Source organism: Streptomyces sp. NPDC015131 (genome assembly GCF_043079975.1).
Lineage (GTDB): Bacteria > Actinomycetota > Actinomycetes > Streptomycetales > Streptomycetaceae > Streptomyces.
In genome coordinates this window covers 374,999-389,325 of record NZ_JBIBVB010000007.1, presented here as the reverse complement: position 1 = coordinate 389,325, position 14,327 = coordinate 374,999, and the positions used below count along the sequence as shown (strand labels likewise).

The window sequence follows — 14,327 nt, the reverse complement described above, 5'->3', positions numbered from 1 at the left end:
GGGGCGAGCGGGGGGCTCAGATCAGGGAGGTGTACAGGCCGGGGCGGCGGTCACCGAGGTAGGGGTTGGCCTCGCGCGAGGCGGTGAGGAACTCGGGGTCGACGTCGCCGGTGACCAGTTCCTCGCCGCGTCCGGCCCGGGCGCGGGCGGTGCCGTCGGGGCCGGCGAGCGCGGACAGGCCGACGAACTCGAAGTCGCCCTCGGGGCCGGTGCGGTTGGCGTACGCCACGTACATCTGGTTCTCGAAGGCGCGGACCGGGACGACCGACTCGGCGACGATCTCGGCCGGGTGCATCAGGGCGGTGGGCACCAGCAGGAGGTCGGTGCCGGCCAGCGCGTGGGCCCGGACGTTCTCGGGGAACTCCACGTCGTAGCAGATGATCAGGCCGATGCGCAGCCCGTCCAGCTCGGTCTGGACGACGGTCCGGTCGCCGGGGGTGAAGGCGCCGGCCTCGAAGCCGCCGTAGAGGTGGGTCTTGCGGTAGTTCAGCAGCCGGGTGCCGTCGGGCCCGATGAGCCGGGCCGCGTTGTACACCGCCGTGCCGTCGCGCTCGGGGTAGCCGTAGGCGACGGCCAGCCCGTGGCGTACGGCGATGGCGGCGACGGCCTCGGCGGACTCCCCGTCGGCGGGCTCGGCCAGCCGGGCGAGGTCGTCGCCGATGGCGTACCCGGTCAGGAACAGCTCGGGGGCGACCAGCAGGCGGGCGCCGGTCGCGGCGGCCCGGGCGGCGGCCTCGTCGAGGACCTTGAGGTTGGCGGCGACGTCACCGGGCTGTCCGGAGCTCTGGAGCAGGGCGGTGCGCAGCGGCGGCATGGGCAGACCTCGGTCGGGTGCGTGACGGGGAGGGGAAGGCGTCAGGAAGACGTTCAAAACGGTACGGTCCGGTGTTCTTCTCGGACAAGGCGTGACCGTTGCGGACCGCTGAGCGATCTGTTGCGTCGATGTGCCGTTGGGCGGTGATTCATTGCGGCGCGACGGGGCGCCGGGGCCATGGGCGCGCGGTTCCGGCCACGGGGGCGTACGGCGGCGGCCCGCACGCGCGGGGCGGGCGGGCCGGACGGGTCAGGCGGGCGAGCCGGAGGAGAAGCGCCGCAGCAGGGGCGAGAGCACCAGGACGGACTTGGTGCGCTCCACGAACGGCTCGCCCGCGATCCGCTCCAGGACGCGCTCGAAGTGGCGCATGTCGGAAGCGAAGACCTGGACGATCGCGTCCGCGTCACCGGTGACGGTGGACGCGGCCGCGACCTCCGGGTACCGCTCGAGACCGCGCTGGATGGTCTCGGGCGAGGTGTTGCCCCGTGCGTAGATCTCGATGAAACCCTCGGTCTCCCAGCCGAGCGCCGCCGGGTCCACCCGGACGGTGAATCCGGTGATGGCCCCGTCGGCCCGCAGCCGGTCCACGCGCCGCTTGACGGCGGGCGCGGACAGGCCGACGAGCGAGCCGATGTCGGCGTAGGAACGGCGGGCGTCCTCGGCGAGGGCGTGGACGATGCGTTCGTCGAGATCGTTCAGTCGCACGGGGGGTGGATCACTTCTCTGCTGTGGCCAATCGGGAGCGGCGCATGCCGTACACGAAGTAGACCACGAGACCCACGGCCATCCAGATTCCGAAGTACGCCCAGGTGATCATGTCGAGGCTGTACATGCTGTAGCCGCAGAACAGGAAGCCGAGCACCGGGAAGAGCGGGCCGAACGGGACCTTGAAGCTGCGGTCCAGGCCGGGCTTGGTGTAGCGGAGCACCACGACCGCGATGTTGACCAGGGCGAAGGCGAACAGGGTGCCGATGCTGGTGGCGTTGACCAGCTCGCCGAGCGGGACGGCGGCGGCGAGGACGCCGCAGAACAGCGAGACGATGATGGTGTTGACGCGCGGCGTGCCGGTCTTGGGGTTGACCTTGCCGAAGACCTTGGGCACCAGGCCGTCGCGGGACATCGCGAACAGGATGCGGGTCTGGCCGTAGAGCACGGTGAGGACGACGCTGGCGATGGAGATGACCGCGCCGGCGGCGAGCAGGGTGCCCCAGAAGCTCTGGCCGGTGACGTCGTGCATGATCGCGGCGAGGGACGCCTCGGAGCCCTCGAACTTCTTCCAGTCCCAGGCGCCGACGGCGACCGCCGCGACCAGGACGTACAGCGCGGTGACGATGACCAGCGAGAGCATGATCGCCCGCGGCAGGTCGCGCTTGGGGTTCTTGGCCTCCTCGCCCGCGGTGGAGGCGGCGTCGAAGCCGATGTAGGAGAAGAACAGGATGGCTCCGGCCGCGCCGATGCTGCTGACGCCGAGCGGCATGAAGTCGGAGTAGTTGCCGGACGAGAAGCCCATGAAGCCGATGGCGCAGAACAGCACCAGCGCGGCGATCTTGACGATCACCATGATCGTGTTGGCGCGGGCCGACTCCTTGGCCCCGCCGAGCAGGAAGACCATGGCGAGCATCACGACGATCAGCGCGGGCAGGTTGAAGATCCCGCCGTCACCGGGCGGCGCGGAGAGCGCGGTGGGCAGGGTCACCCCGAGGGTGCCGTCGAGCAGCTCGTTGAGGTAGTCGCCCCAGCCGACCGCCACGGCGGCCACCGACACGCCGTACTCCAGGAGGAGGCACCAGCCGCAGACCCAGGCGACGAGTTCGCCCATCGTTGCGTAAGCGTACGAATACGAAGAGCCCGCGACGGGGATGGTGCCGGCCAGCTCGGCGTAGGACAGGGCCGAGAAGAGCGCCGTGAGTCCCGCGAAGACGAAGGCGACCGTGACCGCCGGGCCGGCGAGCGGAACGGCCTCGCCGAGGACGACGAAGATGCCGGTGCCCAGAGTGGCACCGATGCTGATCATGGTCAGCTGCCACATGGAGAGCGAGCGGCGGAGGGAACCGCCCTCACCCTGCCCACCCTCCGCGACCAGCAGGTCCACCGGCTTGCGCCGGGTGAGGGCGGAGAGGCCGAACGCCTTGGGCGTGGGCTTCTCGGTGGCGGGAGGGGCTGTGCCTTGGTCCAGCACTGCGGGGGCTCCTTCATCGCTGCGGGTCGAAACGGAGGGCGACCCGCGGCGGTCACGGGCATGTCGATACAGCCCGTGGGAAGGGAGACCGCCGAGCGGGCGGTCACCGCCACTCCTGGTACGGGGCACGAGCCTAAGGGGCGCGCTTCGCGCTCGTAACGAGGGGTTGTTGCGCATCCGCGAATGATCATTGCGCGGTTGGGGCACAGACGGGGAAACATTGCGCCCCGCCGCACGAATCGACACATTGGGGGTCGGGAGCACGCGTTCCGGCCGGACGAGGAGACCCGTATGACCTGGCAGGATCCGGTGCCCTTCCTGCGCGGCACGGCGTGGCTGGACGAGCACGGCCGGCCGGTGCGCGCCGAACCGGCGGGCATGGGCCGGCTGCCGTGGGAGACGGCGCAGCGGGCCCTCCTGCCGATCGGGGTGCGGCTGGAGTTCACGGTGTCACCGGGCACGCGCGCGGTACGGCTCCGCTACCGGGCGGCCGTGCCGGACAGGACGCAGGCACTGCGGGAGCTGGCGCACTGCTTCGCGCTGTGGCAGGGCGACCGGTGCCTCACCGAGGTGGTCGCCGACCCGGCCGAGGAGACGGAGGTCACCGTGCCGCTCCCGCCGGACGGGGACCCCGGCCCGTACACGGTCCATCCGCCCGAGAGCCAGGCGCCCGAGATCCTCGGGGTGCGCGGGGTGGGCGGCACCCTCGCCCCCGCTCCCCCGGCGCCCCGCTGGCTGGTGCACGGCGACTCGATCACCGAGGGCTGGTGGTCCACCCGTCCCGCCCACGCCTGGCCGTCCGTCGCCGGGCGGGCGCTCGGGCTGGACACGGTCAACCTCGGCTATGCGGGCTCGGCGCGCGGCGACCTGCCGATCGCCCAGCAACTGGCGGCGCTCCCCGCCGACCTGCTCACCCTCGCCTTCGGCACCAACTGCTGGTCCGGCGTCCCGCACTCCGCGCCGCTGCTGTACGAGACGACCCGGGCGTTCGTCACCCTGGTGCGGCGCGGGCACCCGGACACCCCGCTGCTACTGCTCTCGCCGCTGTACCGGCCGGAGGCCGAGACCACCGCGAACGCCCTGGGCGCGACGCTCGCCGCGCTGCGCGGCGCCATGGAGGAGGCCGTACGCGACCTGGTCGCGGCCGGCGACGAGCGGCTGGTGCTGCTGCCGGGCCGCGACCTGGTCGGGCCCGGGCACCTCGCGGACGGGCTGCACCCGGACGACACGGGGCACGCGCGGATCGCGGCGGCCGTCGCGGCGGCGGTACGGGAGGCGGCGCCGCTGCTTCTCGGGGCGCCCTCCGGCCGGTGACGGTCCGGAGGGTGCCCGGGCAGCGGTGACGGCCCCGGGCGCCCTCCAGCCGGGTCACCGGCCCGGGCAGCGGTCACCGGCCCGGGCACCCCGCACCGGGAACCGCAGGGGCATGAGCCGGCGAAGGCGGGGTAGGGGCGCCTTCGGCCGGTGAGGACGACGCACCGGCCGCCGAGCCCGGCGACCCGGGCTCCCGTACGTCTCGTCGTGCCCGTCCTGAAGGAGGTCTGTCGTGCTGATGGCGCACCCGTCGATGCTGCGCACCCTGGTGGCCCGGTATGAGGAACTGGCCGCACTCGGTGCGGACTCGGTGGACCCGAAGGTCGTGCGTCAACGGGAGGACACCGCCTACACCCTGTGTGTGTCCACCGGCACACGTGATGTGCGCGACGCCCTGCGCGTGGCCCGGCAGGCCGTGGCGGCGGCCGGGGACCCGGCGGCGGCCCCGGCCGCGGCGGTGAGCGGACCGGTGCCGGCCCCGGCGAAGGCGGCGGCGCGCTGAGCGGACGGCGAGGGCGGCGGCCGGTGTGCTCCGGCCGCCGCCCTCGGCGTGCGCCCGTGCCGGGGGCGTACGCCCCGGCACGGTGGGAGCGGTGGGAAAGGCATACGATCCCACCGCCGTTGACCATGCGAGACAGGCCGGGCGGCCGGATCGCCGGCGTCTCCGGCACCGTGCCGCGGAGACCCGCCCGTGCCGTCTCCGATTGCGAGAGGTGCTTGTGAACACCAGCGAGTCGACCGTGCGCGACCGGCTGTGCGAGGCCCTGCGGGAGCGCGAGGAGGAGATCGCGGACCAGTGGGTCCGGCTCCAGCTGGAACAGGCCGTGCTCAGCACCGACATGAGCGAGCACGAGGTGCGCGAGGAGGCGGACCTGCTCATCTCCGCCCTGGCCGCGGGCCTGGCGAGCGACGTGCCGGTGGAGCGGCTGGTGACGTCCCGCAACGAGCTGCGCCAGACGGTCATAGAGCTGTCCCTGCGCCGCGCGCGGGCCGGTGCCACCCCGACCGCCACCTCGCTGGCCGTGCTGTCGCTGAAGGAGGCGCTGCTCTCGGCCGTGCAGCACACCACCCGGGACTCGGCGGAGCTGTTCTCCGCCGCCATCCTGGTCAACCGGCTGCTGGACGCGGCCGGCGCGCTCTCCTTCGAGACGTACGTCGAGGGCCGCGAGGAGATCATCCAGCGCCAGAGCCGCCAGCTGCTGGAGCTCTCCACGCCCGTGGTCCGGCTGTGGCGCCACGTCCTGGCCGTCCCGCTGATCGGAACGCTGGACACCGCCCGTACCCAGGTGGTGATGGAGAGCCTGCTCCAGGCGATCCAGGACAACGAGGCGCAGGTCGCCATCATCGACATCACCGGGGTGCCCGCCGTGGACACCGCCGTCGCCCAGCACCTGATGCACACGGTCAACGCGGTACGGCTGATGGGCGCCGACTGCGTGATCAGCGGCATCCGGCCGCCCATCGCCCAGACCATCGCGCAGCTCGGCATCGACCTGTCGACGATCCTCACCCGCGCGACCCTCGCCGACGCGCTGGCCGCCGCCGTCCGGCTCACCGACCAGCCCGGGCTGGGGCGGGCGGACGGCTCGTCCGGGCCGGTGAGCGCGTGACGGCCCCGCGCCTCACCGGGGTGCCGATCCTCCGGCTCGGCGACGTGCTGATCACCGGGCTGCTGAACGAGCTGGACGACCAGTCGGCGGTGGCGTTCATGGACGAACTCACCGAGCGGATCACCGGCGACGGCGCCCGGGGCGTGCTCATCGACATCTCCCGGCTGGAGATCATCGACTCCTTCGTCGCCCGTACGCTGATGGAGCTGACCACCATGTCCCGGCTCCTCGGCGCCCGGGTGATCGTCGCCGGGATGCGGCCCGCGGTCGCCATCACCCTGGTCGAACTGGGCCTGAGGCTCACCGGGGTGGAGACCGCGCTCAACGCGGAGCAGGGCCTGACCGCGCTCGGCTGGCACCGCATGACCCAACCCCCGGGGGGAGGCCCGACGTGACGCTCCGAGGTGAAGGGGTGGCGACGGCCGGCGCGGAACTGATCGCCCAGCGCTCCCCGGCGTCCGGTCCGCCGCTCGCCGCCGCCCGGTCCGGCAGGTCCGGCGGCGCGTCCGCGGAGCCGGAGCCCGCCGACGGTGAACGAGGCGGCGGGTCACGGTTCAACGTGGCGTCCGAGGAAGATCTGCTGACGGTACGTCATGCCGTGCGGGCCGCCACCGTGGAGGCCGGGTTCGGTCTGGTCGACCAGACCAGGATCGTCACGGCCGCCAGCGAGCTGGCCCGCAACGCGTATGTGCACGGCGGAGGCGGGGTGCTGGAGATCGAGACACTGACCCGGTCCGGGCGCCGGGGCCTGCGGCTGACCGTGCGGGACCAGGGGCCCGGCATCGCCGACCTGGACCAGGCGCTCACCGACGGGTTCACCACCGGCGGCGGGCTCGGCCACGGCCTGGGCGGCGCCCAGCGGCTGATGCACGACTTCGAGGTCCGCTCCACCCCCGGCGAGGGCACCGCCGTGGTCGTCACACGCTGGAACGACCGCTGATGGACACACCATCCAGGCCGTCCGCACCGCCCGCTCCGGCCGCACCCTCGACGGTGACCGCGCACGTGCCGGTGGACCACTACAGCGCCGTCCAGCGCGCGGCGACCACCGCGCGCCGGGCGGCCCTGGACCAGGGGCTCACCGGGGCCCTGCCCGACCGGGCGGCCGTCCTCGCGAGCGAGCTGGCGGGCAACGTCGCCCGGCACGCGGTCGGCGGCGCCCTGTACATCCAGGCGCTGCCGCTGCGCACCGGTGTGGAGATCCTCGCCGTCGACCGGGGCCCGGGCATGGCCGACCTGGAGCGGTGCCTGACCGACGGGTACACCACCGGCGGCACGCTGGGCTCCGGCCTCGGCGCGGTGCGCCGGATCGCGGACGAGTTCGCGGTCCGTACGAGGAGGGGCACCGGCACCGTCGTCTCCGCCCGCCTGGGCGAGCCGGGCGCGGGCCCCGCCCCGGGAGCGCCCGGCGTGGGCGCCGTACGGGTGCCGGCCGACGGCGAGAGCGCGTGCGGCGACTCCTGGGGGCTCGACGTCCGCGGGGGCGTCCGCACCGCCCTGGTGGTGGACGGGCTCGGGCACGGCGCGCCCGCCGCCGAGGCCGCCGAGCTGGCCGTGCGGGTCTTCCACCGCGACCCGGGCCTCCCGCTGCCCGGCCTGCTGCACGCCATGAACCGGGCGCTGCGGCGCAGCCGGGGCGCGGCCGTCGGGCTGCTGCGCCTGTCGGAGGGCGGCGTCGAGCACTGCTCGGTCGGCAATGTGCGCGCCCTGCTGCTGGACCGCGACGGGGCCCGGCAGCGCTTCGGCGGGCAGCCCGGGGTGGTCGGCTGGAACATGCCCGAGCCCCGTGTCCAGCGCGTCCCCGCCGCGCCCGGTACCGTCGCCGTACTGCACAGCGACGGCGTCGACGCGTCCTGGACCGGCACCCCCACCCCGTTTCTGACCATGCTGCCGGCGCCGCTGCTTGCCGCCGCCCTGGTCCACACCCACCGGCGCAGCCGGGACGACGCGACCGTCCTCGCCCTGGGCCCGCCCCGGAGAGAAGCATGAAACCGCAGATCACCACCCTGCACTCGCTCGCGGGTCTGCGCAGCGCCCTGCGCCGCGTCGCCCACCGGGCCGGCCTGCCCGTCGAGCTGCGCTACCGGCTCGCCCTGTCGGCGACGCGGGTGGCGGGCGCCGAACTGGCGGCCGGCCGGCCCGTCCTCCTGGAGACCGTGCCGCCGGCGCGCAACGGCGGGCCCGCGCCCGAGGACCGGCCCGCCGTGGACGGCCCCGCCACGGACGGCCCCGCCATGGACAGCCCTGAGGGGGACGCGGAGGGCCGGCTGGTGGTCCGGCTGCACCTGCCGCACGCGCCGCGCCGGCCGTCGCTGGACGGGCTCCCGCTGCCGGCGGAGCGGCTGCCGGGCACGGCCGCCGTGTGGCGGGTGCCCGCGCCCTCCGCGCCGGAGCCGTGCAGGGACGATCCTCCCGGCCTGGTGGAGCTGCTGGAAGAGGAGCTGAGCGCGGCGGTCGACCGGGCGGACGCGCTGGCCGAGGACCACCAGCGGCTCAAGCACGAGCTGGCCGAGACCAACAGCGGCGTCCTGGCCCTCTACGTACAGCTGGAGGAGCGCGACGAGCAGCTGCGGCAGGCCCACGGCCGGATACTGCGCCAGCTGGAGGACGCGCTGCGCCCGCCGCCGGTGCGGGTGCCCGGCCTGGAGATGGCCGTCCACTACGAGCCGGCGGAGAAGCACGCCCCGACGGGCGGCGACCTCTACGACTGGTTCGTGCTGCCCGACGGGACCGTGCACATCACGGTGGTGGACGCCCTCGGGCACGGCCTGACCAGTACGCGCAGCGCGCTGAACGTCACCCACGCCGTGCGCACGCTGGCCCTGGAGGGCCATCCGCTGGAGTCCATCGTGGCCCGGACGGACGAGGTGCTGGCGACGTTCGACCACGAGCTGATGGCCACGGTGCAGCTCGCCCGGCTCGACCCGAGGAGCGGGGAGCTGGTGCTGGCGAACGGCAGCCACCCGCCGGCCCTGCTCGTACGGGAGGCGGGCGACGCGTCCCTGCTGGAGGTGCGCGGCCGGGGCATCGGTTTCCCGCTGCCGGGCAGCGAGCGGCTGCTGCGCGACCGGCTCGGCCCGGGCGACCTGCTGGTCCTGTACACGGACGGGCTGACCGAGAGCCGCCGGGACCCCCGCGAGGGCGAGCAGCGGCTGGCGACGGCCGCCCGGCGCCACCGGCACCGGCCGATAGAGGAGATCCCGGCCGCGATCGCCGACGACATGCACACGGTGATCCTGCACCCGGACGACACCGTCGCCCTGACCGTGCGCCGGGTGGAGGGCTGAACCTCGCCGGGCCCGTGAGTAAGGCCGGGTCTCGGGGTATGCGAGCGGTGATGGACGAAGGAGCCGCTCGTGGTAGTCAAGATTTCGCCGTACACCGACTGCGCCTCGGCCCGTGAGACGGCCGCGCGGTTCGTGACCGAGCACTGCCCGTGGGCAGATCTGGACGCGGTGCAGCTGGTCGTCACCGAGCTGACGACCAATGCCCTGCGCCACACCGGGGGCTGGTGGCGGCTGCGGATGCGCGCGGACCGCGACGAGCTGTGCGTGGAGCTGGACGACTCCAGCCCCGACCTCCCCCGGGCCCGTACCCCGGACTTCAGCGGGGGTGGCGGCTTCGGCTGGCCCATGGTGCTGCGCCTCGCGGGCCGGGTGGAGGTCCGCCCGACCCCGGCGGGCAAGACGGTGCGGGCGACCTGGACCCACCTGCCGGAAGCGGCCTGAGCACCGGGCCCGCCGTCCCCCGGCGGGCCGGGCGATGGCGGGCCCTAGGACGGACGACGAGGCCGGTGCGGGGGCGGGAACCCCGGCACCGGCCTCATACATGCCTGGTCTGACAAGGCAGAAAAGTGGGCGGTCAGTCGACCGCCAGCAGTCCTTCCCTGAGCCGGGCGGTGATCCGGGACAGCAGCCGTGAGACGTGCATCTGGGAGACGCCCAGCTCGGCGCCGATCTCCGACTGGGTCATCTCGTCCACGTACCGCATCTTCAGGATGCGCCGGTCGCGCTCGTCGAACTGCTCGATGAGCGGCTTGAGTGCCTGGATGTTCTCCACCAGGTCCAGCTCGCGGTCGGGGGCGCCGAGCCGGTCACCGAGGGTCTCGGAGGAGTTGTCGGCGCTGTCGTCGAGCGGCAGGTCGATGGAGCCGGCGGTGTAGCCGTTGGCGGCGACGAGCCCTTCGAGGATCTCGTCCTCCTCCATCCCGAGGTGCTCGGCCAGTTCGGCCGGGGTCGGGGAGCGGTCGAAGCGCTGGAACAGCTCGTCGGTGGCGCGGGCGATGTCGATGCGCAGCTCCTGGAGGCGCCGCGGGACGTGCACGGACCAGCTGGTGTCCCGGAAGAACCGCTTGATCTCACCGATGACGCACGGCATGGCGAAGGTGGTGAACTCGACCTCGCGGCTGAGGTCGAAGCGGTCGATCGCCTTGATCAGCCCGATGGTGCCGACCTGGATGATGTCTTCCATCTGGTCGGCCCGGTTGCGGAAGCGGGTCGCCGCGTACTTCACCAGGGAGAGGTTGAGCTCGATCAGCGTGTTGCGGACGTACTGGTACTCCGCGGTGCCTTCCTCCAGGACGGCGAGGCGGTCGAAGAACTGCTTCGAGAGCTCCTTCGCGTCCTTCGGAGCCACCTCACCGGGGTTGCGGACCTCCGGCAGCTCGTTCGCGGTCTGCGGGGTCGTACCGGCCGAGATCGTGGTCGCCATGGACACTGCACCCTCCCTGTCGTCTCCGTGCGTTCGCACAGCGCGTGTACCCGCCCCAAACGCACCCACGCGTAGGAATTCGGCCCCTCGCGAAAAAAGCGGAGTGGCCGCCTCTACGGGGTAGAAGAGACGGCCACTTCCGTCCGCCGGTACGGCGGTTGACGATGCGTCAGCTCCAGCTGGCGTGCAGCGGCTTGCCCTCGGCGTAGCCGGCGGCGCTCTGGACGCCGACGATGGCCTTCTCGGCGAACTCCTCCAGGGAGCCCGCGCCCGCGTAGGTGCAGGACGAGCGGACGCCCGCGATGATCGAGTCGATCAGGTCCTCGACGCCGGGGCGGGCGGGGTCGAGGAACATCCGCGAGTGCGAGATGCCCTCCTCGAAGATCGCCTTGCGGGCCCGGTCGTACGCGGACTCCTCGCTGGTGCGGTTGCGCACGGCGCGCTTGGACGCCATGCCGAACGACTCCTTGTAGAGGCGGCCGTTGGCGTCCTGCTGGAGGTCGCCCGGGGACTCGTAGGTGCCGGCGAACCAGGAGCCGATCATCACGTTGGACGCGCCGGCGGCGAGCGCCATGGCGACGTCGCGCGGGTGGCGGACCCCGCCGTCGGCCCAGACGTGCTTGCCGTACTTCTTCGCCTCGGCGGCGCACTCCAGGACCGCGGAGAACTGCGGGCGGCCCACACCGGTCATCATGCGGGTGGTGCACATGGCGCCGGGGCCCACACCGACCTTGATGATGTCCGCGCCGGCCTCGATCAGGTCGCGTACGCCCTCGGCGGCGACGATGTTGCCGGCGACGATCGGGACCTGCGGGTCCAGGCCGCGGACGGCCTTGACCGCGGCGATCATCGACTCCTGGTGGCCGTGCGCGGTGTCCACGACGAGCGTGTCGACGCCCGCGTCGAGCAGGAGCTTGGCCTTGCCGGCGACGTCGCCGTTGATGCCGACGGCCGCGGCGATGCGGAGCTTGCCGTTCGCGTCGACGGCCGGGGTGTAGAGGGTCGCGCGCAGGGCGCCCTTACGGGTGAGGATGCCGGCGAGGCGGCCGTCCTTGTCCACGGCGGGGGCGTAGCGGCGGTTGTGGTGGTCGAGGGTGTTGAACGCCTCGCGCGGGTCGATGTCCGCGTCCAGCAGGAGCAGCTCGTCCTTGGACATGACCTCGGAGAGCTGGGTGAAGCGGTCGACCCCGGTGAGGTCCTCGTCGGTGACGACACCGATCGGGCGCTGGTCGGCGTCGACGACGACACCCGCGTTGTGGGCGCGCTTGGGCAGCAGCGACAGCGCGTCGGCGACCGTCTGGTGGGGGTCGAGGACGATCGGGGTGTCCAGGACGTGGTGACGGCTCTTCACCCAGGAGATGACGTCGGTGACGACCTCGATCGGGATGTCCTGGGGGATGACGACCAGGCCGCCGCGGCGGGCGACGGTCTCGGCCATGCGGCGGCCGGCGATCGCCGTCATGTTGGCGACGACCAGCGGGACGGTGGTTCCGGTGCCGTCGGGGGAGGACAGGTCGACGCCCTGGCGGGAGCCCACGGCCGAGCGGCTAGGCACCATGAATACGTCGTCGTACGTGAGGTCGTACGGCGGCTTCAGGTCATTGAGGAAACGCACGTGCTGAACATCCCAGTCGTTCGGAGTTGGCCCCCGGTCATGTCAGCCGGGGGAAAACGCACGTACTTCATTGTCCCATGACGGCGCGGGCGCACGCCCCGGGCGGAACCCACAGGCCCTGAAGGGGGCACCTGTGGGTTCCTCCAAACCGCCCCCGCGGGGTGCGGGGCCTACTCGTCCGGGTCGGTGCGGTCCAGCGCCGGGCGGGGGCCCGGGGTGAACTCGCTCAGCAGGTAGTCCGCGGCCATGGTGTCGGTGACCAGGCTGGTGACCAGCCCGGACCGCAGCACCGCGCCGATGGCCGCCGCCTTGCGCCGGCCGCCCGCGATGGCCACGACCTCCGGGATGCGCCGCAGCCGGTCGGCCTCGACCGTGATGCACCGCTCCCCCAGGTCGCGCCCGACCCGGCGGCCCGAGGAGTCGAAGAGGTGGGCGGACATCTCGGCCGCCACGCCCAGCGAGGCGTAGTGCGCCCGCTCCTCGTCGGTCAGCATGTCGTGGACGGTGGAGATGCCGGGCTCCCAGGAGCCGATGGACACGGCCGCGACGGTGACCTTGTCGAAGTACTCGAAGGCCCGGGCGATCCCGGTCTGGCTGCGCAGCGCCGCCGCCGTGGCGGGGTCGGGCAGCAGCATCGGGGCGTAGATGGGGTGCGCCTCGCCGCCGGAGACCTGGGCGGCGCGCCGGACCGCCTCCACCGAGCCGCGCTCGGCGGTGCCGGCGTCGTACACCCCGGTGAGCTGGACGACGGTGCAGGGCGGCAGCCGGTCGAGCGCGGCGGCCATGTGGATGGTGGAGCGGCCCCAGGCCAGGCCCAGGACGTCGCCCTCGGCGACCAGCTCGCCCAGCAGGTCGGCGGCGACCTCGCCCAGGTTCTCCGGGTCCGGGGAGGCGTCCTCGCCCTCGGGCGGGGACTCGACGACGACCGCGTGCCGCAGGCCGTAGCGGGCGCGCAGCGCGTCGGAGCGCTCGGCGTCCAGCTCGGCCGGTACGCGGATCTCGATGCGCACGAGGTCGCGTTCCAGGGCGGTCTCCAGGACCCGGGCCACCTTGAAGCGGCTGACGCCGAACTCCTCGGCGATCTGGATCTTGGACTTGCCCTCCAGATAGAAACGGCGGGCCATGGCCGCCGCCTGCACGAGCTCCGCGGGTCCCATCCGCAGGGCTGGCCGTCCCGCCGACATAGCAGACACCGCGCTCTCCTCACTGCTGTTCAACTCCGGATCGCCATCCTTGCAGATCCGGCGGTCCGTGATCGGTCCTGTTGGGCTGCGTTCATCTGCCCGTGGTGCACCCGTGGCTCAGTGGCCGCACGCCCAGGCCGCCGAGGCCGTCGCGGCGGTGGCCTGCTCGCGCAGCGCCCGCACCGCGGCGGCCGGGTCCTCGGCCCCGTACACCGCGGAACCGGCGACGAAGACGTCGGCGCCCGCCTCGGCGCAGCGCTCGATGGTGGAGGCCGAGACGCCCCCGTCGACCTGGAGCCAGAGCTGGAGGCCGTGCTTGGAGATCAGCTCCCGGGTGCGGCGGATCTTGGGCAGCATGATGTCCAGGAACGCCTGGCCGCCGAAGCCGGGCTCCACGGTCATGATCAGCAGCATGTCGAGTTCGGGGAGCAGGTCCTCGAACGGCTCGATGGGGGTGGCGGGCTTCAGCGCCATCGACGCCCGCGCCCCCTTGGCCCTGATCTCCCGCGCCAGCCGTACGGGGGCGGCGGCGGCCTCCACGTGGAAGGTCACCGACCCGGCGCCCGCCTCCACGAACTGCGGGGCCCAGCGGTCCGGGTCCTCGATCATCAGGTGGCAGTCCAGCGGGGTGTCCGTCGCCCGGCTCAGCGACTCCACGACGGGCACGCCCAGGGTGAGGTTGGGCACGAAGTGGTTGTCCATGACATCGACGTGGAGCCAGTCGGCGCCTTCGACGGCCTTCGCCTCCTCGGCGAGGCGGGCGAAGTCGGCGGACAGAATGCTGGGGTTGATCTGGGCCATGTGCCAAGCCTGCCATGCCTGACGGCGTTTCTTTCACCCGATGGCCCGGTGACCTTGGCGGGACGCGGCACACTTACCGCAATCCCGGCGTATCAGCGGG

Annotated in this window: 15 protein-coding genes; 8 read left to right on the top strand and 7 right to left on the bottom strand. The window is 73.2% G+C overall.

Features of this window, described 5'->3' with window-relative positions:
* Positions 1–16 precede the first annotated feature (16 nt).
* The 3 genes from ACF08D_RS27475 to ACF08D_RS27465 form a co-directional block, all read right to left on the bottom strand.
* Positions 17–814 carry a carbon-nitrogen hydrolase family protein gene (locus tag ACF08D_RS27475; RefSeq protein ID WP_392226233.1) on the bottom strand — a complete coding sequence of 266 codons (798 nt, stop codon included), beginning with the start codon at positions 812–814 and terminating at the stop codon, positions 17–19.
* Positions 815–1,063: 249 nt separating this feature from the next.
* Positions 1,064–1,519, bottom strand: coding sequence for an Lrp/AsnC family transcriptional regulator (locus ACF08D_RS27470; protein ID WP_156695396.1), 456 nt, complete (start codon positions 1,517–1,519; stop codon positions 1,064–1,066).
* 10 nt (positions 1,520–1,529) lie between these two features.
* Positions 1,530–2,993, bottom strand: a complete 1,464-nt coding sequence (locus ACF08D_RS27465) for an amino acid permease (RefSeq protein WP_392226231.1) — start codon at positions 2,991–2,993, stop codon at positions 1,530–1,532.
* Between the two features lie 291 nt (positions 2,994–3,284).
* On the opposite strand from ACF08D_RS27465, the gene ACF08D_RS27460 reads away from it, so the two are divergent.
* From ACF08D_RS27460 to ACF08D_RS27425, 8 genes are all read left to right on the top strand, one after another.
* Positions 3,285–4,307: a GDSL-type esterase/lipase family protein gene (locus ACF08D_RS27460; RefSeq protein ID WP_392226229.1), complete on the top strand. Its 1,023-nt coding sequence runs from the start codon at positions 3,285–3,287 to the stop codon at positions 4,305–4,307.
* Positions 4,308–4,545: 238 nt separating this feature from the next.
* Positions 4,546–4,809 (top strand): DUF5133 domain-containing protein, encoded by a 264-nt coding sequence (locus ACF08D_RS27455; RefSeq protein WP_392226374.1) that lies wholly within the window; start codon positions 4,546–4,548, stop codon positions 4,807–4,809.
* A 217-nt stretch (positions 4,810–5,026) separates the two neighbouring features.
* Complete coding sequence (locus tag ACF08D_RS27450; protein WP_392226227.1) at positions 5,027–5,917, top strand: STAS domain-containing protein; 891 nt, start codon at positions 5,027–5,029, stop codon at positions 5,915–5,917.
* A complete protein-coding gene (locus ACF08D_RS27445; protein ID WP_392226225.1) occupies positions 5,914–6,312 on the top strand; it encodes an STAS domain-containing protein in 399 nt (132 codons plus the stop codon). Before ACF08D_RS27450 ends, ACF08D_RS27445 begins: the two co-directional genes overlap by 4 nt.
* Positions 6,309–6,857, top strand: a complete 549-nt coding sequence (locus tag ACF08D_RS27440; RefSeq protein WP_392226223.1) for an ATP-binding protein — start codon at positions 6,309–6,311, stop codon at positions 6,855–6,857. Before ACF08D_RS27445 ends, ACF08D_RS27440 begins: the two co-directional genes overlap by 4 nt.
* A gap of 53 nt (positions 6,858–6,910) precedes the next feature.
* Entirely contained in the window at positions 6,911–7,906 is a 996-nt protein-coding gene (locus ACF08D_RS27435) for a SpoIIE family protein phosphatase (protein ID WP_392226221.1), read from the top strand.
* The gene (locus ACF08D_RS27430; protein ID WP_392226219.1) at positions 7,903–9,204 is read left to right on the top strand and encodes a PP2C family protein-serine/threonine phosphatase; all 1,302 of its coding nucleotides are present in this window, start codon (positions 7,903–7,905) and stop codon (positions 9,202–9,204) included. The genes ACF08D_RS27435 and ACF08D_RS27430 overlap by 4 nt, the downstream gene beginning before the upstream one ends.
* Positions 9,205–9,273: 69 nt before the next feature.
* Positions 9,274–9,645, top strand: coding sequence for an ATP-binding protein (locus tag ACF08D_RS27425; RefSeq protein ID WP_392226217.1), 372 nt, complete (start codon positions 9,274–9,276; stop codon positions 9,643–9,645).
* Positions 9,646–9,778: 133 nt separating this feature from the next.
* On the opposite strand, the gene ACF08D_RS27420 is transcribed toward ACF08D_RS27425, so the two are convergent.
* The 4 genes from ACF08D_RS27420 to rpe all read right to left on the bottom strand — a co-directional run bounded on the left by ACF08D_RS27420 (position 9,779) and on the right by rpe (position 14,227).
* The gene (locus tag ACF08D_RS27420) at positions 9,779–10,627 is read right to left on the bottom strand and encodes an RNA polymerase sigma factor SigF (RefSeq protein WP_392226215.1); all 849 of its coding nucleotides are present in this window, start codon (positions 10,625–10,627) and stop codon (positions 9,779–9,781) included.
* A gap of 169 nt (positions 10,628–10,796) precedes the next feature.
* Positions 10,797–12,242, bottom strand: coding sequence for a GuaB1 family IMP dehydrogenase-related protein (locus tag ACF08D_RS27415; RefSeq protein ID WP_392226213.1), 1,446 nt, complete (start codon positions 12,240–12,242; stop codon positions 10,797–10,799).
* Positions 12,243–12,412: 170 nt separating this feature from the next.
* A complete protein-coding gene (locus tag ACF08D_RS27410; RefSeq protein WP_392226211.1) occupies positions 12,413–13,459 on the bottom strand; it encodes a sugar-binding transcriptional regulator in 1,047 nt (348 codons plus the stop codon).
* 84 nt (positions 13,460–13,543) lie between these two features.
* The gene (gene rpe / locus ACF08D_RS27405) at positions 13,544–14,227 is read right to left on the bottom strand and encodes a ribulose-phosphate 3-epimerase (protein ID WP_392226209.1); all 684 of its coding nucleotides are present in this window, start codon (positions 14,225–14,227) and stop codon (positions 13,544–13,546) included.
* Positions 14,228–14,327: the final 100 nt, after the last annotated feature.

Bases quoted from the DNA above. Each gene is read 5' to 3' on its own strand.
- ACF08D_RS27475 (WP_392226233.1), bottom strand. From the start codon at position 814: ATGCCGCCGCTGCGCACCGCCCTGCTCCAGAGCTCCGGACAGCCCGGT.
- ACF08D_RS27460 (WP_392226229.1), top strand. From the start codon at position 3,285: ATGACCTGGCAGGATCCGGTGCCCTTCCTGCGCGGCACGGCGTGGCTG.
- ACF08D_RS27455 (WP_392226374.1), top strand. From the start codon at position 4,546: ATGGCGCACCCGTCGATGCTGCGCACCCTGGTGGCCCGGTATGAGGAA.
- ACF08D_RS27430 (WP_392226219.1), top strand. From the start codon at position 7,903: ATGAAACCGCAGATCACCACCCTGCACTCGCTCGCGGGTCTGCGCAGC.
- ACF08D_RS27420 (WP_392226215.1), bottom strand. From the start codon at position 10,627: ATGGCGACCACGATCTCGGCCGGTACGACCCCGCAGACCGCGAACGAG.
- rpe (WP_392226209.1), bottom strand. From the start codon at position 14,227: ATGGCCCAGATCAACCCCAGCATTCTGTCCGCCGACTTCGCCCGCCTC.